Source organism: Metallosphaera javensis (ex Hofmann et al. 2022), assembly GCF_022064045.1.
Lineage (GTDB): Archaea > Thermoproteota > Thermoprotei_A > Sulfolobales > Sulfolobaceae > Metallosphaera > Metallosphaera javensis.
Genome location: NZ_JAKNCW010000001.1, coordinates 148874 through 172996, shown reverse-complemented (window position 1 = coordinate 172996; position 24123 = coordinate 148874). Strand labels below are relative to the sequence as shown.

Annotated in this window: 31 protein-coding genes; 17 read left to right on the top strand and 14 right to left on the bottom strand. The window is 44.0% G+C overall.

Translation table 11 applies throughout. The features are described from left to right. Positions 1-11: 11 nt before the first annotated feature. Positions 12-311 carry a stress response translation initiation inhibitor YciH gene (gene yciH / locus L3N51_RS01140; RefSeq protein WP_238024773.1) on the bottom strand — a complete coding sequence of 100 codons (300 nt, stop codon included), beginning with the start codon at positions 309-311 and terminating at the stop codon, positions 12-14. A gap of 91 nt (positions 312-402) precedes the next feature. Between yciH and L3N51_RS01135 the strand changes: the two genes are divergently transcribed. Continuing rightward, positions 403-552, top strand: a complete 150-nt coding sequence (locus L3N51_RS01135) for a DNA-directed RNA polymerase subunit P (protein WP_238024772.1) — start codon at positions 403-405, stop codon at positions 550-552. Here the strand turns inward: L3N51_RS01135 and speB are convergent. Then, positions 539-1420 (bottom strand): agmatinase, encoded by an 882-nt coding sequence (gene speB, locus L3N51_RS01130; RefSeq protein WP_238024771.1) that lies wholly within the window; start codon positions 1418-1420, stop codon positions 539-541. The genes L3N51_RS01135 and speB overlap by 14 nt on opposite strands. A gap of 52 nt (positions 1421-1472) precedes the next feature. Here speB and glyS point away from each other — a divergent pair, with 52 nt between their 5' ends. From glyS to L3N51_RS01100, 6 genes are read left to right on the top strand one after another with little or no spacing between them, the layout of a single operon-like run. Further along, positions 1473-3188 carry a glycine--tRNA ligase gene (gene glyS / locus L3N51_RS01125; RefSeq protein ID WP_238024770.1) on the top strand — a complete coding sequence of 572 codons (1716 nt, stop codon included), beginning with the start codon at positions 1473-1475 and terminating at the stop codon, positions 3186-3188. Beyond that, entirely contained in the window at positions 3185-3535 is a 351-nt protein-coding gene (locus L3N51_RS01120) for a hypothetical protein (RefSeq protein ID WP_238024769.1), read from the top strand. Before glyS ends, L3N51_RS01120 begins: the two co-directional genes overlap by 4 nt. Further along, positions 3535-3936 carry a hypothetical protein gene (locus tag L3N51_RS01115; protein ID WP_238024768.1) on the top strand — a complete coding sequence of 134 codons (402 nt, stop codon included), beginning with the start codon at positions 3535-3537 and terminating at the stop codon, positions 3934-3936. The genes L3N51_RS01120 and L3N51_RS01115 overlap by 1 nt, the downstream gene beginning before the upstream one ends. Positions 3937-3953: 17 nt before the next feature. After that, positions 3954-4595, top strand: coding sequence for a phosphate transport regulator (locus tag L3N51_RS01110; RefSeq protein WP_238024767.1), 642 nt, complete (start codon positions 3954-3956; stop codon positions 4593-4595). Further along, complete coding sequence (gene endA / locus L3N51_RS01105) at positions 4595-5143, top strand: tRNA-intron lyase (RefSeq protein ID WP_425597975.1); 549 nt, start codon at positions 4595-4597, stop codon at positions 5141-5143. Before L3N51_RS01110 ends, endA begins: the two co-directional genes overlap by 1 nt. Positions 5144-5183: 40 nt before the next feature. Further along, positions 5184-5594, top strand: coding sequence for a hypothetical protein (locus L3N51_RS01100; RefSeq protein WP_320056929.1), 411 nt, complete (start codon positions 5184-5186; stop codon positions 5592-5594). On the opposite strand, the gene L3N51_RS01095 is transcribed toward L3N51_RS01100, so the two are convergent. Further along, positions 5587-6195: a UbiX family flavin prenyltransferase gene (locus tag L3N51_RS01095; protein WP_238024765.1), complete on the bottom strand. Its 609-nt coding sequence runs from the start codon at positions 6193-6195 to the stop codon at positions 5587-5589. The two genes, L3N51_RS01100 and L3N51_RS01095, sit on opposite strands and share 8 nt — an antisense overlap. A gap of 229 nt (positions 6196-6424) precedes the next feature. On the opposite strand from L3N51_RS01095, the gene L3N51_RS01090 reads away from it, so the two are divergent. The 6 genes from L3N51_RS01090 to L3N51_RS01065 are packed head-to-tail and all read left to right on the top strand — an operon-like array spanning position 6425 to position 9919. Further along, entirely contained in the window at positions 6425-7240 is an 816-nt protein-coding gene (locus L3N51_RS01090) for a sulfide-dependent adenosine diphosphate thiazole synthase (RefSeq protein WP_238024764.1), read from the top strand. 6 nt (positions 7241-7246) lie between these two features. After that, positions 7247-7588 carry a 30S ribosomal protein S24e gene (locus tag L3N51_RS01085; protein WP_238024763.1) on the top strand — a complete coding sequence of 114 codons (342 nt, stop codon included), beginning with the start codon at positions 7247-7249 and terminating at the stop codon, positions 7586-7588. Continuing rightward, the gene (locus tag L3N51_RS01080) at positions 7581-7766 is read left to right on the top strand and encodes a 30S ribosomal protein S27ae (protein ID WP_238024762.1); all 186 of its coding nucleotides are present in this window, start codon (positions 7581-7583) and stop codon (positions 7764-7766) included. The genes L3N51_RS01085 and L3N51_RS01080 overlap by 8 nt, the downstream gene beginning before the upstream one ends. Next, entirely contained in the window at positions 7763-8758 is a 996-nt protein-coding gene (gene kae1, locus L3N51_RS01075) for a KEOPS complex N(6)-L-threonylcarbamoyladenine synthase Kae1 (RefSeq protein WP_238024761.1), read from the top strand. The genes L3N51_RS01080 and kae1 overlap by 4 nt, the downstream gene beginning before the upstream one ends. Continuing rightward, positions 8746-9390, top strand: coding sequence for a Kae1-associated kinase Bud32 (locus L3N51_RS01070; RefSeq protein WP_238024760.1), 645 nt, complete (start codon positions 8746-8748; stop codon positions 9388-9390). Before kae1 ends, L3N51_RS01070 begins: the two co-directional genes overlap by 13 nt. Further along, the gene (locus L3N51_RS01065) at positions 9359-9919 is read left to right on the top strand and encodes an XTP/dITP diphosphatase (protein ID WP_238024759.1); all 561 of its coding nucleotides are present in this window, start codon (positions 9359-9361) and stop codon (positions 9917-9919) included. The genes L3N51_RS01070 and L3N51_RS01065 overlap by 32 nt, the downstream gene beginning before the upstream one ends. A 29-nt stretch (positions 9920-9948) precedes the next feature. Here L3N51_RS01065 and L3N51_RS01060 read toward each other — a convergent pair whose 3' ends face one another. After that, positions 9949-10917 carry an aldo/keto reductase gene (locus L3N51_RS01060; protein WP_238024758.1) on the bottom strand — a complete coding sequence of 323 codons (969 nt, stop codon included), beginning with the start codon at positions 10915-10917 and terminating at the stop codon, positions 9949-9951. 56 nt (positions 10918-10973) lie between these two features. Here L3N51_RS01060 and L3N51_RS01055 point away from each other — a divergent pair, with 56 nt between their 5' ends. Next, on the top strand, positions 10974-11315 hold the full coding sequence (locus L3N51_RS01055; RefSeq protein WP_238024757.1) for a hypothetical protein: 342 nt from the start codon (positions 10974-10976) through the stop codon (positions 11313-11315). On the opposite strand, the gene L3N51_RS01050 is transcribed toward L3N51_RS01055, so the two are convergent. From L3N51_RS01050 to L3N51_RS01030, 5 genes are all read right to left on the bottom strand, one after another. Next, positions 11283-12254 carry a V0D/AC39 family V-type ATPase subunit gene (locus L3N51_RS01050; protein ID WP_238024756.1) on the bottom strand — a complete coding sequence of 324 codons (972 nt, stop codon included), beginning with the start codon at positions 12252-12254 and terminating at the stop codon, positions 11283-11285. The two genes, L3N51_RS01055 and L3N51_RS01050, sit on opposite strands and share 33 nt — an antisense overlap. Then, positions 12251-12583 (bottom strand): hypothetical protein, encoded by a 333-nt coding sequence (locus L3N51_RS01045; RefSeq protein ID WP_238024755.1) that lies wholly within the window; start codon positions 12581-12583, stop codon positions 12251-12253. Before L3N51_RS01045 ends, L3N51_RS01050 begins: the two co-directional genes overlap by 4 nt. 6 nt (positions 12584-12589) lie before the next feature. Continuing rightward, a complete protein-coding gene (locus tag L3N51_RS01040; RefSeq protein WP_238024754.1) occupies positions 12590-13375 on the bottom strand; it encodes a tRNA (adenine-N1)-methyltransferase in 786 nt (261 codons plus the stop codon). A gap of 87 nt (positions 13376-13462) precedes the next feature. Beyond that, positions 13463-13609, bottom strand: coding sequence for a ribbon-helix-helix domain-containing protein (locus L3N51_RS01035; protein ID WP_012022157.1), 147 nt, complete (start codon positions 13607-13609; stop codon positions 13463-13465). Between the two features lie 36 nt (positions 13610-13645). Continuing rightward, positions 13646-14392 (bottom strand): TrmB family transcriptional regulator, encoded by a 747-nt coding sequence (locus L3N51_RS01030; RefSeq protein WP_238024753.1) that lies wholly within the window; start codon positions 14390-14392, stop codon positions 13646-13648. Between the two features lie 49 nt (positions 14393-14441). Here L3N51_RS01030 and L3N51_RS01025 point away from each other — a divergent pair, with 49 nt between their 5' ends. Then, a complete protein-coding gene (locus tag L3N51_RS01025; RefSeq protein ID WP_238024752.1) occupies positions 14442-14765 on the top strand; it encodes a 30S ribosomal protein S25e in 324 nt (107 codons plus the stop codon). Here the strand turns inward: L3N51_RS01025 and L3N51_RS01020 are convergent. Together L3N51_RS01020 and rgy are read right to left on the bottom strand one after the other, a co-directional pair. Next, complete coding sequence (locus L3N51_RS01020) at positions 14750-15625, bottom strand: carbon-nitrogen hydrolase family protein (protein WP_238024751.1); 876 nt, start codon at positions 15623-15625, stop codon at positions 14750-14752. The genes L3N51_RS01025 and L3N51_RS01020 overlap by 16 nt on opposite strands. A 7-nt stretch (positions 15626-15632) precedes the next feature. After that, on the bottom strand, positions 15633-19295 hold the full coding sequence (gene rgy, locus L3N51_RS01015) for a reverse gyrase (RefSeq protein WP_238024750.1): 3663 nt from the start codon (positions 19293-19295) through the stop codon (positions 15633-15635). A 50-nt stretch (positions 19296-19345) separates the two neighbouring features. Between rgy and L3N51_RS01010 the strand changes: the two genes are divergently transcribed. Together L3N51_RS01010 and L3N51_RS01005 are read left to right on the top strand one after the other, a co-directional pair. Then, positions 19346-21607 (top strand): CDC48 family AAA ATPase, encoded by a 2262-nt coding sequence (locus L3N51_RS01010; RefSeq protein ID WP_238024749.1) that lies wholly within the window; start codon positions 19346-19348, stop codon positions 21605-21607. Then, on the top strand, positions 21604-22845 hold the full coding sequence (locus L3N51_RS01005; RefSeq protein ID WP_238024748.1) for a 2,3-bisphosphoglycerate-independent phosphoglycerate mutase: 1242 nt from the start codon (positions 21604-21606) through the stop codon (positions 22843-22845). Before L3N51_RS01010 ends, L3N51_RS01005 begins: the two co-directional genes overlap by 4 nt. Positions 22846-22894: 49 nt before the next feature. Here L3N51_RS01005 and L3N51_RS01000 read toward each other — a convergent pair whose 3' ends face one another. The 3 genes from L3N51_RS01000 to L3N51_RS00990 are packed head-to-tail and all read right to left on the bottom strand — an operon-like array spanning position 22895 to position 24118. Further along, positions 22895-23416: a GTP-dependent dephospho-CoA kinase family protein gene (locus tag L3N51_RS01000; protein ID WP_238024747.1), complete on the bottom strand. Its 522-nt coding sequence runs from the start codon at positions 23414-23416 to the stop codon at positions 22895-22897. Then, positions 23389-23586 carry a transcription elongation factor subunit Spt4 gene (gene spt4, locus L3N51_RS00995; protein WP_238024746.1) on the bottom strand — a complete coding sequence of 66 codons (198 nt, stop codon included), beginning with the start codon at positions 23584-23586 and terminating at the stop codon, positions 23389-23391. Before spt4 ends, L3N51_RS01000 begins: the two co-directional genes overlap by 28 nt. A gap of 1 nt (position 23587) precedes the next feature. Then, positions 23588-24118, bottom strand: a complete 531-nt coding sequence (locus tag L3N51_RS00990) for a DNA-directed RNA polymerase (protein ID WP_238024745.1) — start codon at positions 24116-24118, stop codon at positions 23588-23590. Between the last annotated feature and the right edge of the window lie 5 nt (positions 24119-24123).

The window sequence follows — 24123 nt, the reverse complement described above, 5'->3', positions numbered from 1 at the left end:
TTTTAGTTTGATCATTCTATTACCATTATGTTAGACTCAGGAAAACCTAGTTTTACAAGTAAGTCCCTAGCTCTCTCCCTATGATCTCCCTGTATCTCTATGCGCCCATTTTTCACAGTGCCACCTGCGGCAAGTTTTGACTTAAGCTCAGAAGCTATCTTCTTGAGATCGGCGTCGTCTCCCAAACCTTCTATAACTGTGACCTCTTTTCCGTATCTTCTTTTTTCAAGTTTTATCTTGATGAATTGTTCTTCTTTATTTAATTGTTCACATACTTCCGGTGGAAGTCCTCCACACAAACTGTCTGCCATTTTGTAACATCATATTATGAAAGGGCCTTTTTAGGCTTTTCTATCGAGGGTAAGATTTAAAACAGCGTAGTAAAATCTGAACTAGACTAAGATGGGAGATCTATTTAGATGTGGAAAATGTTGGAAGACCTTCGATAGCGATAAGCTCAGGGTTCTACCAGGTGTGAGATGTCCCTATTGTGGATATAATATCATTTACATGATAAGAAAGCCAACCATCAAGACCGTTAAGGCAATTTAGTTTTTAGCTTGGCTGCGGTTTCAAGTATAAGCTTAGCACCTAGCACCGAAGTTATTTCGGATGGATCATAGGATGGGGATACCTCGACTACGTCAAATCCAACAACCCTTTTGTCCACCACCAAGTTCATTATGTCCAGTACTGTTGAGGGATCAAGGCCTTCTGGTTCTGGAGTGGCAACACCTGGTGCATAGGCCGGATCAATGGCATCCATATCATACGTGATATATATCCTGTTACATGGCTTAAGGAAGTTAATTGCCCTCATCGCCACTTCCCTGGGACCTAAAACCTTTACCTCATGAGAAGTTATAAAGGGAACATTATTTGCCTTGGCATACTCTATTTCATCCCTTCCCATGGCTCTATTCCCGATCTCCATTATTTTCACCCCCCTCTCACTCAACCTCCTCTGAACGCACGCGTGGTCGTATTTATACCCCATATATTCATCCCTGAGATCTAGATGCGCATCAAAACTAAGAACACAATCAGCCTTTGTTCCAATCACTGTTCCCACGGTAACTGTGTGCTCACCGCCTATGGATACCACGATCTTACCCAGCTCAGAAATGTAACTCACAACCTGTGAGATCCTCTCCACGTTTTCCTCGACATCTGACGGATGTAGTATGACATCTCCATAGTCTTGGAATCCCACCTCTGACATATCTATTCCGGACCTAATGGATAGAAATTCAATAAATTGGGAAACGTGTCTTATCTTTTGGGGCGCAAATCTGCTCCCTGGCCTGAAACTGCTGGTTATGTCCATGGGAATACCCAAGACGGCAAAGGGAGAGTTGGCCCTAAATACACCAAATTTTTGCACAGTTTCGTTCAAATATAGTAGTCTTGAATCGGACATATCTAAAGGATAATTGAGGAAGTTTATAAGCTCGGCTTTATGAAAAGGTCCCATGCCAGAGTCTGACAAAGTGATCGAGCTAGCGAAGAGGAGAGGCATATTCTGGCCCTCCTACGAGATATATGGCGGAGTGGCTGGGCTATACGATATTGGACCCATTGGCACAAGGATAAAGAATAAAATAATCAACACATGGAGGAAAATATTTGTTGAAGAAAATAGCGAATTTGTGGTAGAAATTGAAACTCCAATGATAACCCCCTCTAAGGTGCTGGAGGCCAGCGGACACGTAGAAAATTTCACCGATCCCATTGTGGAGTGTACAAAGTGTCACAAGATATACAGGGCCGATCACCTCGTGGAGGAGATGCTGAAAATCAATGTGGAGAGACTTAAACCATCGGAACTGACTTCACTAATTTCTGAGAAGGGACTTAAGTGCCCCTCATGTGGGGGTGATTTGGGAGAGGTTAGAAGCTTTAACCTCCTCTTTTCCACCAACATAGGCCCTTATTCCGGGAATACCGGGTATTTGAGGCCTGAAACAGCACAGGGCATGTTTACCTCATTTAAGAGGGTATATGAGACTACGAGGCAAAGGCTACCCCTGGGAATAGCTCAAGTGGGAAGAGTTGCCAGGAATGAGATATCCCCCAGGCAGGGTCTAGTTAGGATGAGGGAATTCACCATAATGGAGGTGGAGTTTTTCATTGATCCGGAGGATAAGTACATCCCGTGGTTGGACAGATATTACGAGGAGGAGTTTAGGGTCCTGTTTGGAGATGCCAAAGAGAAGGGATTGAAACCCACTACCGTTAAGGTAAAGGAGATGTTAGAGGAGAAACTGGTTGTAAATCCATGGATGAGTTTCTGGATGGCCTCTGCATCTAAATTTGTCCAAGCCCTGGGTATACCCAAGGATAATTTCTACTTTGAGGAGAAGTTGCCTACCGAGAGGGCTCACTACTCGTCGCAAACCTTTGATCAAATAGTTGAAGTAATGGGGGAGAAAGTGGAGATATCGGGCCACGCCTATAGGGGAAACTACGATCTTAGCAGACATTCAAAGTTCAGCAATGAGGATCTAACGGTATTCAAGAAGTTTGATCAGCCCAGAACGGTGATAAAGAAAACAGTCATAGTGAACAGGGATAAGTTCAAGGATAATCCTGAGCTTCAGAAGGAGGTCATGAAACTAATCTCTGGAAAATCGCCCGAGCAGGTGGAGGAACTTCTCAATAAGCAGGTCCAAGTAGCTGGTAGACAACTTTCCGAGTTCGTCCGCATAATGAACAGGGAGGAGAAGGAACATGGAGTAAAATTCTATCCGCATGTGGTTGAGCCTTCCTTTGGGGTTGAAAGGTGCCTTTATCTAAGTGTACTTTCCGCTTACAGGGAGAAAAAGGATAGGGTGGTACTGGCATTACCCAAGAATTTAGCTCCCTATCAAGTTGCAGTATTCCCCCTGCTGGAAAGGGATGAGCTCATAAAGAGAGCTAGGGACATATACAGTTCCCTTTCTAGAAAGTATGAGGTTCTTTTCGACGATGCTGGAAGCATAGGAAAAAGATATGCAAGAGTGGATGAAATTGGAGTGCCCTACGCTATCACGGTAGACCCACAAACATTGAGCGACGACTCTGTGACAGTGAGGGATAGGGATACCTGGAATCAAATTAGGGTTAAAATCTCCGATCTTGAAGGTGTTATGGACAAGTTATTTAGTGGGCAAGATCTTAGTATGTTATCAGGAGAGGCGAAAAGATGAATCCGGAGAACTCGGAGGAAGAGAAAAAACCAGACATCAAGTCGCTAGTTAATATAATTCCTCCGGCTTCAGCCCTAAGGGGTAGAGAAAAGGAAACGCTGAAAGAGAAGAGAGTCAAGGTTAGAAAGAGACCTGAAGTTAAGAGTGGCACTGTCCTAGTGTCCTCCAAGCTTGTAAAGGACATGGGCATCAAAGGAGAGATAGAGATATCCGTCAAGGGGAAGAGAGCTAGATTCAAGGCACTTACCCAAGATAGCCTGCCTGATATAGAAATATGGGCCAGTCCAGAGGACATGCTGAAACTGGGAATCGAGGATAACAGTACAGTGACCCTGAGGTCTGTATAATGGATGGAGAACAGAAAATAAGAGATGTACTGGTTAAGTTTGAGGAGATAATAGAAAATCATTCCAATAATCTCAACCAGCTGGAGAACCTAATTGCTATAAATCAACCAGATGTGGAAAGATGTCACAGGATAGTCAAACGAATAAGGAGAACGCGTAAGGAATTATATGATGGTCTTAAGGTGATAATTGAACATTACCCTTCATTAAAAGATGAGAAAATAAAGCAGGAAACCTTGGGAATAGTTAGCTATCTTAACCTGATAGGGTTTACAGACGAGATGGAACTCCTGAGAAGTGCAGAGGATCTCCTTAGAAAGGCAGGTGTCTCATTGAATATACAGGCGGACTTAACACAGTTGGAAGAATTAGTGAAGATGACTTCCAAGCTTAGTTTTTAAACCATTATTACACTAACATGTCAATGAGCATTGCCCACATGAACCTTGAGGAGAGGTTACAGCAGATATCACTTAAGGTCATTGATCAGGTTAGAATACTTTACGAGCTAATGAAATCCGAGGATAATGTTACGCCAATGCAAGTTTACTCCAAGATCAATGGAATAAAGAATAGTGTAGAGACTGACAAGTTCATGCTAGGCGAATACATCATCAGGGTAAAGGAAGGAATTCAGGACAAGGACCTTTACATTGACGTGCTAAATAACCTTGAAAAGATCTCCCAGAACCTAGACGCGGCCTCTTATAGGCTTAGCGTTTTAATCTCGAGAGGAACGCAGATAGATGAATTAATGTACAAATTGATAACAATCATTGCTGAAAAGCTACTTGCATCTCTGATGCACCTAGTAGAGTCACTTAGGCTTCTATCAGTTAATGCTCAAAAATCTGTGGAGGCAGCTAGAAACATAATAAAGCTGGAGGAAGAGGTTGACGATCTGTACAGAAGCTTGGAGCTAAAGCTATTTGAAAAGAAATACGACGACTTAATTTACGTTATGCTGATGAAGGACGTCGCTGACAGACTAGAGGACAGTGAGGACATGGTCAGGGACTCGGCGACTTCTATAACCTATATAGCCTTTGGGAGAATATGATGAAATTTTCCGGCGAGTTGTTAGGAGATAAAATAGTAATTTTCAACTTGGACGAGGCCAAGGCACTCTATCAGATGGGCTTCTATGGTAAGCCACTAACTATTTCTAAACCGAAGTCGGTCAAGGATATAAATAAGCCATTGGAGCTTTCATTGCTTGAGGGTCTTTACCTATCTGAGCAGGGTCTCCTGGAAGTTAGACATCTGGGTGATATTTGGGACGTAACAAGGCTGGAGAGTTACGCTACCTCCATAGTGACTAAGTTCAGACCCCTCTACCTAGTTTACAAGGACCTGAAAAGGAGGGGTTTCATCGTTAGATCTGGCATAAAGTTCGGTTCAGATTTCGCGATTTATACCCTTGGGCCAGGGGTAGAGCACGCACCGTTCGTCGTATCCGTGATTGATTCGTCTGAGAGGCTTTCTGTGAACGAACTCATGAGTTACGGAAGAGTATCGCACAGCACAAGGAAAAAATTGGTACTAGCAATCGTCAACACTCAACTGAGCGAAATCAAGTACATAATGTTTAAATGGGTGAAGCTATGAAATTAAATGTGTAATCACGACTATTGGGGGTTCAGCTACTTTGAGGGATGATTTCGAACAAAGGAGGGATCAACCCAGGGATAGGCGTAGTAGACCGACCGATGGTGAACCTAAACCGCTTCCCTTGGGAGATAAATGTAACTACTTGTGCCCCTACTTCAGGTGCAACAAGAGAGCCCTAATGATCCAAACCAGGTACGTTAAGGGTAACCCACAGAAGGTGGGTTTCTGCAGATGGGTTGGCGACACATGCATCACTGGTGAATGTCAATACGCGTATTGTGAGAAAAGGGCCCTACTGCCTGGGAATAAGTGCGCCTTTGCGATTAACAGAAGCAATGGGGGAGAAGACGTGGAAAGGGACCTTAAACAGGATGACTTATACGAAGATGATAAGGTTAAGGAGATAATTTCTAAGAAATTTGGCAAAAGGGATCTAGATCTTATCTAGACCATCGCCTGTAGATATCATGTTCAATCTCTAAGGCATCTAAAGTTTTTCCTACCACGAAGTTTACCATGTCCTCTATACTCCTTGGCCTGATGTAAAATCCAGGAGAAGCAGGTAGAATTACGCCCCCTGCATAGGAGACCTTAAGTGCGTTTTCTAACTCTATGGTGCCTAGGGGAGTCTCCCTCACCACCAGCACCAGCCTCTTCCTAAGCCTGAGAATGTTTATAGCTGTCCTTGAAATCAAGTTTGATGATATGCCTGAGGCTATCTGGGCCAACGTTCTGATACTGCATGGTATGATTGCCATTCCCTTTGTCTTCACCAAGGCACTTGAGCTCGATGGAGACGCATCCATCTCATTCTCCAGGTAAACTTCTCTGGCTATCTCTTTCACACGACTAAGCAGATCTTCTCCCTGTTCAGCTTTTGCTACCTTCAGAGCACCCCTACTAACGATAACAACAGGGTCAAATCCCAAGGAGACTAAAGTCTTAACCATTGATATGCCATAAATTACTCCACTTGCACCTGTGATACCTACTACAACTTTCCCTTTTGTCTTGCCTGTTCCTGTTTCCTTAGCCAATCTCTCATCCATATGGTATAACACCTGTTGCTACAGAATGTCCATGGTCTATTATTACAACATGTTTTAACCACTATTGGCTTCGTCTTTATAATCGCTTTACAAACATCACATCGTAGAGACCTGCTGGTAGTATTTAATTCAAGTGGCATAGATTAGTTTCCCAGCTATCTTTAATATCGATTCCCTTCGTCAACTATTTATAAGTTAGTTTATAAGTGAGTTAAATGAAGATTTTGTCATGAACGTAAAGCAGGTAGATGAAATCAAGATAACAAGATATATCCTGAAGGCCACTTTCGAAGATTGGATGGATTTTTCCATTAATGACGTGGTGATTGTAGGAGCAGGTCCTTCTGGACTAGCAGCTGCATATTATCTAGCCAAAGCTGGACTGAAAACTACGGTGTTTGAGAGAAGACTCAGTTTCGGTGGAGGTATTGGAGGGGGAGCAATGCTGTTCCACAAGATCGTGATAGAAAGCCCAGCAGATGAGGTGCTCAGGGAAATAGGAGTGAGATTACAAAAGTTTGAGGATGGGGTGTATGTGGTGGATAGCTCTGAATTTATGGCTAAACTGGCTACTGCTGCCATCGATGCCGGAGCTAAAATCATCCATGGAGTTACTGTAGATGACGTGATTTTCAGGGAAAATCCGCTAAGGGTAACCGGGGTAGCTGTGGAATGGACTGCCACTCAAATGGCGAGCCTCCACGTAGATCCTCTCTTCATATCTGCCAAGGCAGTAGTTGACGCTACGGGACATGACGCTGAGGTTATCTCAGTGGCATCAAGGAAAATTCCTGAACTCGGGATAGTTATCCCAGGTGAGAAATCTGCATATAGCGAAGTGGCTGAACAGCTGACCGTTGAGCAGTCTGGCGAGGTTGCGCCAGGACTTTACGCTGCAGGCATGGCTGTGACCGAAGTCAAGGGATTGCCCAGAATGGGACCCATATTTGGAGCAATGCTGCTTTCAGGAAAGAAGGTTGCAGAGGATATAATTCAGAACCTCAAGGCTAACTCCGCAACACTTAAATCCGCCCAGAAAGAGTAAGGAGAGATGTCTCAGGCACAACAGATCAAGGTCTCTGACAAGGCTGAAGCCTTAGTTGAGAATCTTAAGGATAATAAGGTAATTGGAAGGAAGGAAATCAAAATTAAGGTTTATCATATTGGTAGTCCTACCCCATCTAGGGCGGATATAAGGAAAGCCATTTCGAGTTTCATTGGAGCAAAAGAGGATCTAGTGGTCATAAGAAAGATAAATACAGGATACGGTGCAGGTATAAGCGAAGCCCTGATTCATGTATACTCAGAGAAGGATCTTTTGGATAAATTCGAGCCGGTACACCTCCTAAACAGAGGAAATAAGGCCAAGTCTCAGGGTGAGTCCAGTGGCTAAGGGTGAACAGAAGGCATCGGCTAGATTATATTATGAGATAGTTGACGGGAAAGTAAAGCTGAAGAACAAGAAATGCCCCAGATGTGGAAGCGTAATGGCCCACCATATGAAGCCAAAGGAAAGATGGACCTGTGGCAAGTGCGGATATACTGAGTTCGCAGGTAAATCTAAGGCATGATAGTTTTAGGTATAGAGTCCACTGCTCATACTTTTGGAGTGGGTATAGCTCAGGATCGGCCTCCCTTTATTTTAGCAAATGAAAGGGACACCTTTGTGCCACAGACGGGGGGCATGAAGCCCAGCGAAGCTGCCAGGCATCATACTCTGGTTGCCCACGAGATTCTAAAGAGGGCACTGAACCAGGCCAAGCTCTCTATCAAGGAAGTAGATGGGATAGCAGTGGCACTTGGACCGGGTATGGGTCCAACTCTCCGAGTCGGAGCAGTGGTAGCTCGTGCCCTAGCCCTTAAATTCAACAAGAAACTTGTACCCGTAAACCACGGGATAGGTCATATTGAGATTGGGTATCTTACAACTAACGCCAAGAATCCGCTGATTCTGTACCTGTCAGGAGGAAACACCATTATCACGACTTACTATAAAAACAGGTTTAGGATATTTGGTGAAACTCTGGATATAGCTCTTGGTAATATGATGGACACTTTCGTCAGGGAGGTAGGTCTTGCTCCACCTTACATTGTGAACGGTAAACACAAGATTGATATCTGTGCCGAGGAGGGCTCCAACATCATTGAGCTACCATATACTGTGAAAGGAGAGGATATGTCATTTTCAGGACTACTCACTGCGGCCCTTAGGGCTTCTAAGAAGCATGACCTTCATGACGTATGTCTCAGCATTAGAGAAATAGCATATGACATGCTCTTGGAGGCTACTGAGAGAGCCCTAGCCCTGACTGAGAAGGATGAAATCATGATTGTGGGAGGAGTTGCGGCCAGTGGCAGTTTGAGGTCTAAACTTGAAAGGTTAAGCAGTGATTGGAATGTTGAACTTAAGGTTGTGCCCACATCCTTTGCTGGAGATAACGGTGCCATGATAGCCTATGCAGGACTACTCGCTTTGAGACATGGAGTCTCCATAGACGTAAAGAACTCGGTTATTAGGCCTCGTTGGCGCATAGACGAGGTAGATATTCCATGGAGAGCCTGACCCTTATCAAGCGTGGGGCGGAATCCCTAATCTATTACGGTAATTTCTTAGGTATAAAAGCAATATACAAGGTAAGGACTCCAAAGGGTTACAGACATCCCCTCTTAGACAGGAAAATAAACATGGAAAGAACTATCTCAGAGGCTAAAATTATGCTAGCTGCCCTCACAAGTGGGGTCAATGTCCCTGCGATCCTTTATGTGGATCCTGATAAATTCACAATCATAATGGAATTCCTAGAAGGGAAGACCATAAAGGATGCGATCAGTGTCACTGGACTGGAGATATTCAAGGAAATAGGATACATGACAGGAAAGATGCACCTCAATGAAATCATACACGGTGATCTCACCACTAACAACATGATATTTCATGACGATAAGGTATTCTTCATTGATTTTGGTTTGTCGAGAAGATCAAGGGATACAGAGGACATGGCCACTGAGGTTCACGTATTTCTCAGATCTCTGGAAAGTGTTCACTCCGACATAAAGGACGAGGCTTTCTCTCTCTTCATGGATGGATACAACGAGGTAACGGGGAGTGGGAAAGAGATAATGAGGAAAGTCGAAGAAATCAGAATGAGAGGTAGGTACGTGGATGAAAGGAGAAATAAAAGTGGTAACAGGTAACAGTTACAAATTTATGGAATTTCAAGATCTTGCCAAAGATAAGGTGATACTGAGCAAGGTAGATGCTCCCAAGCTGGAGATTCAAGCAGATAGTCTTGAGGAAATAGTCAGATACTCGGCGGTAACGTTTTACTCCCTTTACAGGTCCCCCCTGATAGTTGAGGATAGCGGGCTATTTGTAGAAGCTCTAAGGGGTTTCCCTGGACCCTACACAAATTACGTTAAGAGGACGCTTGATTGTGAGGGGATTCTGAAGCTCATGGAGGGCTTGAGCGACAGGAAGGCTTACTTTAGGTCTGTGATCGCTTACATAGATGGGGAGAGATTGGCCCTCTTTAAGGGAGAAGTGTCAGGTCGTATTGCGGAGACCATGAGAGGCGATAAGGGATTTGGCTTTGACCCAATCTTTATACCGGACGGATATGGGGTTAGCTTCGGGGAGATGGAGCTTGGTGAGAAGAACTCCATCTCCCATAGGGGTAGAGCTTTCAGGGAGTTTTTGAAATTCTATGAAAGTATTGAACAGTAACTGGACATGAAAAGACCGAAATTAAGAAGTTATTTATAGACCTGAGTCTCCCTGATGCTCTCCTCGTTAAGATCCCTGTAATTTCTCTCATAGTAGTCCAAGAGAAAATTTACGTCCTCCTTGCTTAAGACAAACTCTGTGGATTTCACGAACTGTTCCAGTTCCTTCATAGTAGTGATATTTGGAATCACTGTTGAAACTCTGCTGTAGGATAGCACGAAGCTCAAGGCCAACTGACTCAGTGTGATTCCCCTTTTACTGGCGTAATCCAGTAGACCCTTTGTTCTTTCCATTGCAGTGTTTATCCAATCTTGATTCTTGAAATGTCTATGCAATTTTGGATCATAATTCAGAGGCCATTTTGATTCATTTAGTACATCAGAGGCATGTGGAACTCTAACCACATGGCCAACTTCAAATTCTAGAAACTTTAGGCCTGGGTAAAGCTCGATTAAATTGAATATGTGTTCTAGGGCCTCATATCCCATTTCAATTGCCTTCAATCCCTCGTCTTCCCAACCTAGGGTAGGACCTAGAGCTACTCCGACCGCCCTTGCAATTCCATCTGATTTAAGCGACCTCATGAAATCCAGTAAGTCCCTCCTAGTAATATCCCTCATCTTCGGGTTATGTATCATCAGGACGTCAACGTAGTCCGTGGAGAGTCTCTTCAACGACCTATCCACAGCGGTTCTAAGGTAGTCCAGATCAAATTTCTGCTTGGGCCTCTGCGGAGATGAATAGAAATCATAGCCTACCTTAGTGAGTATCACTGCCCTGTCCCTTTTTGATCCCAGGGATCTTCCGAGTATCTCCTCTGCCCTTCCATTACCATACATGTCTGCCGTGTCAAAGAAATTGATTCCCAGATCCATCGCGCGTTTAACTATTTCCTGTGCCCTTTCCGGCTCACCCCACCAGTCTGTAACCAAAGTCCACATTCCTACTCCCAATTCTGACGTCTTTATCCCAGTATGACCTAGTTCCCTGAGTAACATGTCATACTACCTAAATAATAGGTAGGGTTTTATCCTAATAAGGTGATTTCTATTTTATGCAGATTAGAATGACTGAAAGGGAATTTGACAAGGTGTTATCTGCCTTAAAGTCCCTAGTTTACGACTATAATACGAAAATAAGGGAATATGGGGTATACCTGAAGCCATTCCATGTAGTCTACAAGAAGGGAAAGAGATACATCTATATTGGTAAATACTGGTACAGACTGGAGAAACTAAATGGGAAATTGAAGTGGATATATCTCGGTAAAGCGAAACCCCTAGAACAGCTCCCAGATCCTCCCTCTCTGCCTGAGAGTACCATAGTCAGGGAAGATTCCGTATACGTGTTTGATGACTCGCTGTTAAACCTGCTGAAAAGATACAGAGGACTTTAGTTTTTCAGGCATAACTCCAAGCTTCATCCCATTGATCAAAGTTATCAAGTCCTCGGTATCGAGCTTGATTAGCTCAGATACGCCCATGGCAACTATTGGGTTAAAGGGAGAGCCCATGAAAACCCCTAAAGCTCCTAACCTGGCATTGCTCCTTGCTATGTTATTGAATGAAGCGAGTGCTGTGTATACTCCAGATAGGTCCAGGCTCTTGGAATAACTGGTTCTTCTTAAGACGTTTAAGACGTCCTCAGGAGTTTTCGATGAAGCTAGATCCCTTATGTCGTCTTCGCTCATGCGACAAGTGGGTCCAAATGCAATTTTCTGCCTAACCGCCAAGCTAGTAGAGTAGTAATCCTTGTATCCACAAAGGATATTGTTTGCGGATACCTTCCAATCTCCTTTCAGACCCTCAGTTAACATGGACATGTAGTGAATAAAGAAATACTCTAGTAGAGAATTGAACTGGGATAGGTCCTTGGGTGACTTAGACTGGGCAAATCCGAGAGCCTGTCCATATATGGTCCCTTGAAGAATAGAGTTCAATTCCTCTAGCGTTGAAGGTATTTGGTCCAACTTGGCCTTGAGGTAGATTAACCTAGACGTATCTTCTTTTACCTTGTTCCAGATAGATGAGACCACGTAGGTCAGCTCGTCCAAGGTCATTCTATAAATATATCCCTGTACTATATCTCTTGCAAGCTTCAACGAATTGGAAAGATTGTAAAGTTCCTGTAACTGATCCAATGCTCTCTTTTTAAGCAGTAGTTCGGCCCTATCTACAGAATCGGGAGTTTCCTCAAGTATACCCTTCTCTTTCAAAATCCCAAGTAGTTCCTTCCAATCTCTTGATGAAAAGAGCTCATTGATGGTTCCCTTGGTTAGAGTCCTTGCCTTAAACAATCTAGATACGGAGGAAATGTAGGCTGAAGTTGAGCTCACTTATAAGCCCCCTCTAAGGCCTTTACTGTTTCCTCTATTGCCTGCTCTAGGTTCTTTTCAGCCCTTTGTCTGATCTGAGCCAAAAGCGACTCTTTCTCCTCGTTGAACTTTTTCCTTAAAGCGTCTATTGTAGCCGTTTTCTCACTCTCTATGGACTTCTCTGCCTCGCTTAACGTGGACTCTGCTACCTTTTCCAGCTCTGAGGAGAGGCTCTGAGCCTTAAGAATGAGTGCCTTGGCGTTATCAGCAGTGTCATGCTTTGCCTTCTTTACTTCCTCCTCAAACTCAACTATGGCCTTGGTCAAAATGTTAAGCTTCGCCTCGCTCATTGCAACTCATTCACCTATTTCAGAACTCCCTTTTATTGATTTTCTACCCGTAATGATAAAACCAGTGTGAGTTACCCCTATACTTCTAGGCCTGGTGGCATTCTCCTTCACTTGGTACTCCCTCAATATGAGCTCCACAGCCTCCACATCTACGAAACCATTCTTCCTCAGTGACAGGAAAGTCTTCTCTATTTGTCCCACGGTGGGAACAAAGACCACCACTGAGCCAGAGGGCTTAAGGGCCTTATAGACCGTTTCGGTGGCTAACCATGGGTCTGGCATGTCAAGGAAAACAGCGTCCACATTAACCTCGTCTATCTTCTCCCTCACGTCTCCTAGCTTAAGCTCCACCCTATCAAGAAGCCCAACAAGCTCCAAGTTCTTCCTAGCACGCTCCTGCATGTCCTCCCTAACGTCGTAACTTATTACCTTCCCGCTGGGACCTAGGAAATGTGAAAGTGAAATTGTAAGAAAACCCGATCCAGTACCTGCCTCTACCACCGTATCTCCAGGTCTTATTCCGGATTTAAAAATCATGTACCCTATATCCTTTGGATATAAGACCTGAGAAGGCCTATGGAGACCATCGTAGATGTAATCCAAACTGGGATACATAATGAATGCCCTTCCCTTACTTATCTCAACGAAGTCCCCATATTCCCTGCCTATCACGCTGTCAAAGGGTAATGAACCCCTATCGGTATCGAGTTTCTTTCCCTTCTCCAACCTCACCAGGTAAACGCGCTTGGGGTCTATCCAAACTACCGCTAAGTCTCCTTCCCGTAAAACCACGGTGGTTAAAGAGACTCACACGTAAAAAATCTTGTCTTGTCAGAATTGGTGTCTCAACTCACCAATCATGAATACCAGCCTTCATCATCAATCCTTAATCCATAACTCCTTTCTAATAAAGTCCCCTATTGCTGCCCTTATTACCTCACTCCTCGTCTCATATCTGCCTGTATTCACTAACTCATCCATAGCTTCTAGAAATTGTTCTGGTAGCTTTACCGTTATTATTTTCATTTGACCTCGATATAGATCATAACCTAGCCTTTTCTTTTAAGGATTTGTGCCTATAGGCGAGGCTTGATCCCAAAGGTGATTGAAATATACCTGGGCTATATCTACCAGATATCTGTGATTAGAAATTATACCAGAGAGATTATTGTGAGACTTAATCACCAATAAAACCGATGATGAGGTGACAATTCCGCTTCCGAACATGTTATCCAGAACCCTCAGCTGGATGCTTACCTTTTCAGGTATCCTTATCCCCTTCTGCACGATCACCCTAACCTCTGAGGTGAAGGACTTTCCATTTATTATCTGATAAACCTCATCATCCATCAACTCCTGAGAGGAGATAGCTATGAGATACTGCTTGCTAGGCTCGTTTAACACATCAACTAATGTCCTCTTTAGATTGGCTGGCGGAACAACGACCACAGTGTAAGCCGATGAAGAGTCTATCATCGTGGAGAGTGGTTCAATGAACTCCCTTTCAAACTGAGAGACCCTTAATTCAAGTAGCTTCTTAATATTTGACCACAGGTCTCTCAGCGATACGGCCTCATACCTAACCGGCCTTTTCCCTACCTTTTTTATCCAGCCCCTTTCCTCTAGTCTATTCAGAATTGAGTAAATTTTTGTGTAGGAAATATTCAATTTATCCGAAAGGTCCCTAGCACTACTCTGTCCCTCAAGCAGAAGAGTAGAGTAGATTTTCAGTTCGCTTCTAGATATTCCCAATATTGATGCGAACTTGCTAACTCTCGATAGAAGATCGTCCAGTAGATCCTGATCCATTAAAGATTATTATCCCTGTTTCCATTAATGAATAAAACGGGTGAATGGATTGGGTGGAGCCTCAAAGAAACCCATTAGTAACATAGAGAAGAGAATAAAGAAGGAAGCGGAAGCTCAACAAAAGAAAGAGAAGAAGAAGGTAAGCAAGACAGGGAACGAGGTAATCTCTAAGAACATAACCATCAGCGATGAAATGATAAAGAGAGTTCAAGAAGAGATAAAGAAGGAGAAGATCATCACACCTTATACGTTAGCAACTAAGGCTAATATAACACTTAGCGTAGCTAAGAGAATATTAAAAGACCTGAATGAACAGGGCACAATAAGGGAAGCCTTCAGAAATAGGAGGACCGCTATTTACGTAGCTGCGTGATCTCTAACTGGTTGAACGTTATTCACAGTTTTAGCCCTTTTTACACTCTTGCATAACCCAGTTATTATGGATTCTAGGTCTCCTGCCTTCGATATCAAGTTGTCGTGGTTGGTAGTTATCATGGTGCTTTCCACTAAAACTATTGAATCCTCCTCATTTGCCTCCTTGTAGATTAATGAGTCAGGCGTTGTGATGAAAGTGGGGGAGTAGCCTACTATATCTCCTTCTTCATTCTCTATTATCTCCCCGTTGATAAGGTAAGACATATCATTCTCTAGAGTTCTAGCTATGGCCAAGTGCTTCACAGAGTCCTGCTTCTTTGGATAGGCCTTCATTGTCCCTATAACAGCCTGTGAACCTCCAAAGTAAAGAAGCCTGTTTATTTCGGGTGACATGAGATCATCCTCAGCTATTAGACCATACTTCTTGTCTAGAACCACATGCATGGGTTCCTTACCATTGGAGATCCCCAACCTAATATCCTTCTCCGATGATGCAACCTTCCTATACTTACCTATGATTTCGCCGTCGGGAGATATCACAAGAGTGGTCAGGAATACCTTAGGACCGGCTTGCTCTAGCAATGGACCTGCTATCACGTGGACCTGTCCCTCCATGGCTAATTTTATTACAATTTCTGAAGTATTGCCGGGTATTTTCTCAGCCAGGTTCTTCACTACACTTCTCATTTTCTTCTCGTTATCATAGACCTCAAATCCATTCCCCACAGGAAAGAGAGAGGGTAGAACCACAAGTTTTGCACCTCTCTCCTTTGCGGTCTTAACTAGCTTCTTAGCCTTCTCAATGTTATGCTTCTTCGCCATTTCCTTAAGCTTTAAGTGAGTGAGCGAGATCAGCATAATTATTTCACCTTATGTCCTGTATTTCGTTGTACAATTGCTTTAATACTTGCCTATAATCCTCCTTACCCTCCTCAATGAGATCCATCCTTTCTAGGAGTGATCTTGTCCTATCCTCTGAGACAAAGTTAGAGTACCTAGAGTTGAGGAACTCGAAAACATGCTGACCCAATTTAGAGGGTATAAGTCTCTTTACTTTCATGGTCTCAAACACATATCCCCTCTTTAGAAGAGTGGATATTATGAAGGCATAGGTGCTGGGTCTCCCGATTTTCCTTTGTTTCATTAAAGATACCAATTCGCCCTGGGTATAAAGGGCATGATCACTTTTTTGAAACGAGCCTGTTACGATTGCATCAATCTCTGCTGGAAGTTTCTCCTTGACCTGCAAAGAGAATGCTTCTCCGATGGATCTGAAAGGAATGTAAAGTATTTCTGAAGGGAACGAAATGTCCTTGGAAAGCTTAACATTGGTCACGACTTCAAGTACATTGCTCTCCAAGGTCAAACTATCATTACCTTTTTTGGCAGAAATTTGTAATATTTCCTTCTCTATGACCAGCGGAACAAGCTGGCTTGAGAGGAACCTCCTGAATATCATATCATAAAGTCTGTAATGGTTGTACGTGAGACGTTTCGAAGGTTCTATCTCACCCTGTTCTATCATGGCCCTTAATTGCTCACCGTTTAAAGGTCTGGTCGGTCTAATAGCTTCATGTGCGCCTCCCTCTCCCCAGCTCCTAGGCACGAACACCTCCCTATACTTTTCCCCCAAGAGATCCTTGAGATAGGATTCTGCAATTCCTATACCCACATTAGATATTCTTGTGCTGTCCGTTCTATGATAAGTTATGAGACCGTTCTCGAAGAGATCCTGGGCTATACGCATGGCGTCTTGTGCAGATATGAAAAAGAAAGTGGATGCATCTGAAAGATAGGTATCCGTTGTATATGCCGGAAAGGGACCTATGGTATCCTGTTTTCTCTCGATCGATTGAATTATTATCTTTATCTTTGAATTCTTTCTAACTCCAGGTTGTTTGGGTACAAGTATATTGAGATTACCTGCCTTAGCTATATAGACCGTCCTTTTGGTTCTGAGATATTCGTCATATCTGGATATAACCCAGCCTAGAACTGGCGTTTGGACTCTGCCTGCGCTTAGGTTTCTGTTCTCCTCGTTACAGTCTCTATCGGTATATATCTTGGCGCAGTACTCCTTCCAGAACTCTTCCTTGAGCTTATTGGAGAGCTTGAAACCTATCCATCTATCCTCTATCCTCCTGACCAATTGAGAACGTAACATGTTAACTGAGAACGTCCTAGGCGAGTTCAATGCCTCAGTTATAGCTCTTCTTGTGACCTCATGAAACTCGGCCCTAAATATATTGGAATTAAAGGGTCTAAGATTAAGGTACAGGTCCCAGGCGATTTTCTCACCCTCGACATCTGGGTCTGTTCCTATGAGCACTTCGTCAGCCTCTAGCACGAGCCTTCTGAGAACATTTATGGAGGACCTCTTATCCCTCACATTGGTGGACATACAGATGGGGCACTTTCCTCCCTCTGCGTACTCGGTGAACTGGTGACCATTTTCACACCTCTTTATTGTGTTATAGAAGGGAATAACATTAATGTCCCCATTGGTCCTCACTTCAACTCCGTAAATGCCCAGGTTCTTTGTGGTGAGGTCATATACATGACCACCGCTGGAAGTTACCATTAGTATCTTATCTCCTATTACAGTTTCATAGACCCTTAATCCCTCAAAATCCCTTACGCTGGGCCTTGAGAAGAAATTGGATATTGTCTTGGCCTTGTTTGGGGATTCCACAATTAATAAAATAGTCTTGATTTTCTCCATTGGCATAGAAATTGGCTCTATGTTTCTTCTCCTCATGATTTCGGCCCTTTCCTTATCTATCTGTTTCACTATATCTTGCAGGTCCTTGTCTCCAACCCTTTGGTTGTCCAGGTCTAGAGGACTCCACTTCATTTCGTCCAAGATAAAGGATAGCTTCTTCTTCAACAGCTCAAAGAGGATCACGTCATCCACGAGGAGAATAGACAAACCTGTAGTTAGATGTCCGCCATAGAGTCTGGAAGTTCTCCCGCTTGCCTGTATATAGGTAAGATAATCGGGTATAGAGATGTAATCCCCAGAAAATGAAATGTCTCCGAACTTGGATATAGCCTCTACTATCCTTTTATCCTTGAGGTACGTATTTACGATCTCGTATGCCCTTATCATATTCCTGTCCTCTAAGGTCCCATCCTTAACCGATTTAGCCAGCATTGCCAAAGCTGCTGTCGAGGTCCTCCTCAGTCTGTATTTCACAAATCTAAGAACCCTAGTTATCTCAGGGTCCTTAAGAACAACTGAAAGCAAGGTAAGTATTCTCAACATGGCCAGCGGATGCATGGCCTCTCCAAGCTTGAATCTGAACTTCGGGATTCCCGCAAACACCGCATATCTGACCCTCCAAGGAATATCTATCCCCCTTACTAGGAGTCCATAGTGAGTAGCAACTCCTATCAGCACGTCTATGGAACCTCGCTCAAACTCCTCCAACTTCTTCGTTGTATTGGAAGAAACCACTGAAGCTTTGAGAAAGTCAATCTTCTGGGAAATTTCCTGGGCAAAGCTTAAACCCTTATCCACTGGAACGAAAACTAGCCCTCCCGGTCCTAATCTCTTTATCAAGTCAACTGTTTGAGATATTATATCTGTCCCCATGACGTACGAATCGATCACGTTCCTCAGGTAAATGGTTGCACCGCCAGGCTTGAAACCCATTAGGGAAGTGAAAACGGGGTTACTTCTGGTAATAGTGGCCGACGAAAATATGGCCACCCTGTCCTTCACGTACTTCTCTCTGATTTTTCTTATTTCATCAAAGGATGAAACATCATCCCTAGAAGTCTTTAATAATTCCCTCACCTTCGTTACGTTCTCGTCGCTGAAACCCATCAACTTGAGGATGGTGAGTGAACTCTTGCCTGACTTGAGCACTGCGTCGACGTCATCAACAAAGAGATACCTATAATCAATTTTGTTTATTTCATCTAGGTGCTGAATCACGTATCTTGACGTAGAGATAAAGATATCAAAGTCCTGCTCAATAAGCGATTTGGTTAGTTCATCCTTTTTAGATTGGTTTAATCCACTCATATAATATACCAATCTGGGAGTAAAGTCTAGGGATTTTCCCATCTCTTGGATCTTCTGAACTACCTGAGAAACCAAAGTTCTGGTCGGGAAAATCATCAGGGATTTCTCGGACCTAGAGGCATAATACAAAGACATTATCATTCCAAAGGTGGTTTTACCTAACCCTGGAGGAGCAATAATGGGAAAGCTCTCTCCTCTAAGGGCTCTAATAATCCAAGATCTCTGAGGACCCAAAGGTTCGGAACCAACCACACGTTTAAACAGATCTATTACTTTCCTCTCCTCTTCAAGGATACTCTTCTCCTTCAATAGTGATTTTATGGTCCCTGTTCGTTGCAATATTTCAACTAACTGTTGTAAATCGCTGACCTCAAAGTCCTCCCTCAAGCACTTCTCACATACACTTCCCTTGCCCAAACGAAGAGACGTTATATTAGAACCGCAATTGGGACACGAATCCATGTACACTACGTCTGGAAGTCGTTCATCAGTATTCATTATCTACCATGTCAAAAAGACTTATTTAAATGGTTATACTAGATTCAGACATGTCATCGAATCTGAGACTGAGAATATTGGAAGCGAGACAGAAGGATGTGGGACGTAAAATAGCCAGAATGACAGAACACACAATGAGGAAATTGGGAATTGAAACTGGGGACTACATTGAGCTCACGGGGCCCAGCGGTACCGCCCTATTGCAGGCCATGCCCGCTTATGACCTGAGTGACGGAGAAATTAGGGTTGACGGTTACGTTAGAAAGACCATTGGAGTTTCCATTGGGGATGAAGTTACGGTTAAGAAGGCTAAAGTTGACCCAGCGACTAAAGTTACCCTTGCCCCAACTCAGCCTATTCGTTTTGATCAGACGTTTGTGGATTACGTGAAGGAGTACCTCATGTACAAACCCCTTATCAAGGGAGAAACTATTTCCATCCCCATTTATACTGGAACGATAGATCTGGTTGTGTCCAACACCCAGCCCAGTAACTATGTGTTCGTTACCAGCAGTACGGAGATCAACATAAAGGAGGAACCAGTTAGGGAAGCCCAGGTGTATCCGAGGGTTACATGGGAGGATATTGGAGACTTAGATGAAGTTAAGGAGAAGCTAAGGGAGATGATAGAGCTTCCAATGAAGCATCCAGAGCTGTTTCAACACTTGGGCATAGAGCCACCTAAGGGCGTACTCCTTTACGGTCCTCCGGGCGTTGGGAAGACCCTACTGGCTAGGGCACTGGCCAATGAGATAGGGGCTTACTTTGTTACCATTAACGGTCCTGAAATAATGAGCAAGTTTTATGGGGAAAGCGAGCAGAGGTTAAGGGAAATCTTCGATGATGCTGACAAGAATGCCCCCTCAATCATTTTTATAGACGAGATAGACGCCATAGCTCCAAAGAGGGAGGAGGTTACAGGCGAGGTTGAGAAGAGAGTTGTGTCTCAATTGCTGACCCTCATGGATGGAATAAAGGGACGCGGAAGGATAGTAGTCATAGGGGCCACAAACAGGCCCGATGCAGTGGACCAAGCACTAAGGAGGCCAGGTAGATTCGACAGGGAGATAGAGATAAGGCCTCCAGACACCAAGGCCAGAAAGGAGATACTGCAGGTTCATACTAGGAACATGCCCATAGCTGATGATGTAAACTTGGACGTAATAGCGGAAATGACCAACGGTTATACGGGTGCAGATATAGCCGCACTGGCTAAGGAGGCGGCAATGCATGCCCTGAGGAGATTCATCAATGCCGGGGATAGGAAGAAACTTTTGGAACAGGAAAGATTGTCCCCTGAAGTTCTTAAGGAACTCAAGGTTACCATGGATGACTTCATGAATGCAATGAAATTCGTTCAGCCCACCTTACTTAGGGAAGTTTATGTGGAAGTTCCTAGGGTAAGATGGTCAGAGATTGGAGGTCTGGACAACGTAAAACAGCAATTACGCGAAGCAATAGAGTGGCCCATGAGGTTCCCTGAGGTTTTCAGTAAAGCTGGTATAAGGCCACCTAAGGGCGTACTCCTGTTTGGTCCTCCTGGAACCGGCAAAACCATGCTTGCTAAGGCGGTGGCAACGGAGAGCGGTGCTAACTTCATTGCAGTGAGGGGACCGGAAGTCTTATCCAAATGGGTTGGAGAGAGCGAGAAGGCAATCAGAGAAATCTTCAAGAGGGCTAGACAAACAGCACCTACTGTGGTGTTCTTCGATGAAATTGATTCCATAGCTCCCATGAGAGGGATGGGACATGATAGCGGAGTAACCGAGAGGATGGTGAACCAATTGCTATCTGAAATGGACGGAATTGTTCCCCTAAGTAAGGTAGTAGTGATCGCGGCAACCAACAGACCTGATATAATTGACCCAGCCCTACTGAGACCTGGTAGATTTGATAGACTGATTTACGTTCCTCCACCAGATAAGCAGGCAAGATTGGAGATACTGAAGGTACATACGAAATCTGTACCACTTGCCCCTGATGTTAATCTGGAGGCTCTGGCCGAGAAAACTGAGGGATATACTGGAGCTGACCTAGAAGCCCTAGTTAGGGAGGCCACCATGATATCTTTGAGGGAGATCTACTCCAAATGTAACAGTTCTGCGGAACAGGAATGTAAGAGTGCTAAGGGAGATGGGGTTACTGAGTGCCATAATAAAGTAATCAAATCGTGTATCGATTCCAATGCTCCCAAGGTAACATCGGCCCACTTTGAAGAAGCAATGAAAGTGGTAACGCCCAGTCTAACGAAGGCCCAGATTGAAAGGTACGAAAGAATGGCCAAGGAGCTGAAGAGGAGTGCCCTAGGATGAACAGGTATAAGATCCTCCTTGTCGTAGGGGATGGTCTAGGAGATAGGCAGGTAACAGCGCTAGGTGGTAAAACTCCCCTAGAAAAGGCTGATAAGCCCACTATCGCGTCACTTCTTCATTCATCCCTTGTTGGGTTAATGGATCCCATAGGCCCAGGAGTGGTACCTGGTAGTGATACGTCACATCTTGCCATTTTTGGATTGGATCCAAGGAAATACTATAAGGGACGTGGTAGCTTTGAGGCTCTTGGCGCTGGAGCGGTTCTTAATGAGGGAGATGTTGCGTTCAGAGGAAATTTCGCCACTGTGGATTCAAACCTTGTGGTAACGGACAGAAGGGCCGGTAGGAAAATCGATGAGGCAGATGACCTGGTTAGAGAATTGAACGATAAAATCCATGAGATAGATGGAGTAAAGGTTAGATTTTATCATGGGACTGAGCATAGGGTTTCCGTAGTCCTCTCAGGAGAGAACCTGAGCGATAAGATATCGGACACGGATCCTCATGAGGTAGGTAAAAGAGTATTATTCAGCGAACCCCTTGATGACTCTCTCAATTCAAAGAGAACTGCAAATGTGATAAACACGTTAACAAGGAGAATATACGAGGTTCTTTCTACCTCACCACTGAATGAGAGAAGAGCTAAGGAGGGATTACCACCAGCCAATATAATTCTATTAAGGGGCGCATCAATTCATTCTGAACTACCAAAACTTAGAGATTACACTGGCCTGAGCGGGGCTGCAGTCTCTGCGACTGCCCTTATCAAAGGCGTATGTAAATCCCTAGGAATGGATGTGGTTACCCCGCCTGGTGCAACTGGGGGTATAGATACGGATTATATGGCTAAAGCTGAAGCCGCAGCTAAACTGTTAGAGGATCATGATCTGGTTTTCCTGCATATCAAAGCCACCGATGCGGCCTCCCACGATGGGAAAATTTCTGAGAAAGTTAGAGCAATTGAAATGATAGATAGATCAATAGGGAGAGTTCTGGATAGGTATGGTTCAGAACTCGTTATCCTCTTCACAGGCGATCATGCAACGCCAGTGGAACTAAAGGAGCACTCTGGCGATCCTGTACCAGTTCTGCTTTACGTGCCAACCAATATCATTCCGGATAACGTAGAGGACTTCAATGAAAGGCAAGGTAGAAAAGGCTCTCTCAGGATCGTCGGGCTAAATATAATAGACTTGCTTTTAAACTACTCTAACAGGGCCACAAAATACGGCGCGTAATTGATGAGGCTCGAAAGGTCGGATAGATGAAGAACTCGCGCAGGTCTGATCAGCAGAGTTCAGCCGTAAACTTGGAGAAGATATCCATGACTCTCCATTTCGCTCCATCCCAATTTTCCAGACAAACCGCTCCGGCATTGGGTTGGCCGTAAACAACCAAATCTCCACTTTTTCCATATAGTATTATGGGTATCACCATCATGTCGTCCTCTCCTTCGATGAATACGGATGTTGGTCCCTGCCCATGCATTATCTCCTTTATCTTGGACATGGCACTGAATCTAAGAATGCCAGCTTCATTCGTCACAACCACACTAGATCTCTGAGTGGAGATAGACACGCTCCTTCTCGTCTTACCATCCACAACTGATAAGAAAGGCGTGATTCCAGCTCCCGTCACTAAGCTGGTCACCACGTCCCCAACCGTGATTATCCTTTCAAATCGGGTTAGATAGGAGAGTAACTTCCCGTTATTCAAAAAAAGAATGCCGTAGGGTCTAGCTAGTTCCGCTCTTACGTTCTTTGGGGGTCTAAAACATATCTCTACTTTACGTTTATGGCGTACCTCCAAGGTTTCGACTCACCTATGGTCTCAGCAAGCTCCGATTTCTCGCTAAGGAGAATAACCATCCCCTCCCACTCATCGCTAAAAGTTGTACCGTTGCATATGGGGCATTGCTGTACCTCCCTATTCACTAGAGCCTTGCATGATCTACATGCCTTAAGGGTCTTGGCCGACATCTCAGTTCCTCCTCTCCACCTTCCCTAGACCTATTTGTCTCATGGTTAGTCCAATCCTTGGTAACCTGTTGCTTGCCGTGGAAGAAATGGTCATTATCCTGGCCCTGACCAGATCTCCCTTCTGAAAAGTCTTTTTAGATTTCTCTCCAATTAAAATTCCTCTTACTGAATCAAATTTGTAGTTATCATCACCAATTTGAGATACGTGAACTAGGCCATCCATTGGGCCCATATTTACATAGATTCCATAGTTATCAACCTGGGTTATGTCGCCCTCTATAACCTCCTGAATCATGGGTGAGAAAGTTAAGAGTTCGAACTCTACCTCATGATAGGTTGCACCGTCACCAAAGACAATCATCCCCTCCTCACTAACATTTGCCCTGATTACGGACAGAACCAGACCTAAATCTTTAAATAACCTTTCCTTATATTCATTATTAAGTATCTCTGTTGCTGTTTTGTTTAAGGGTTCGCCAAAGAGTTCAGGTGGTATTCTGACAACTCCTCTGGCCTTTACAACTTTAAACATAAAGA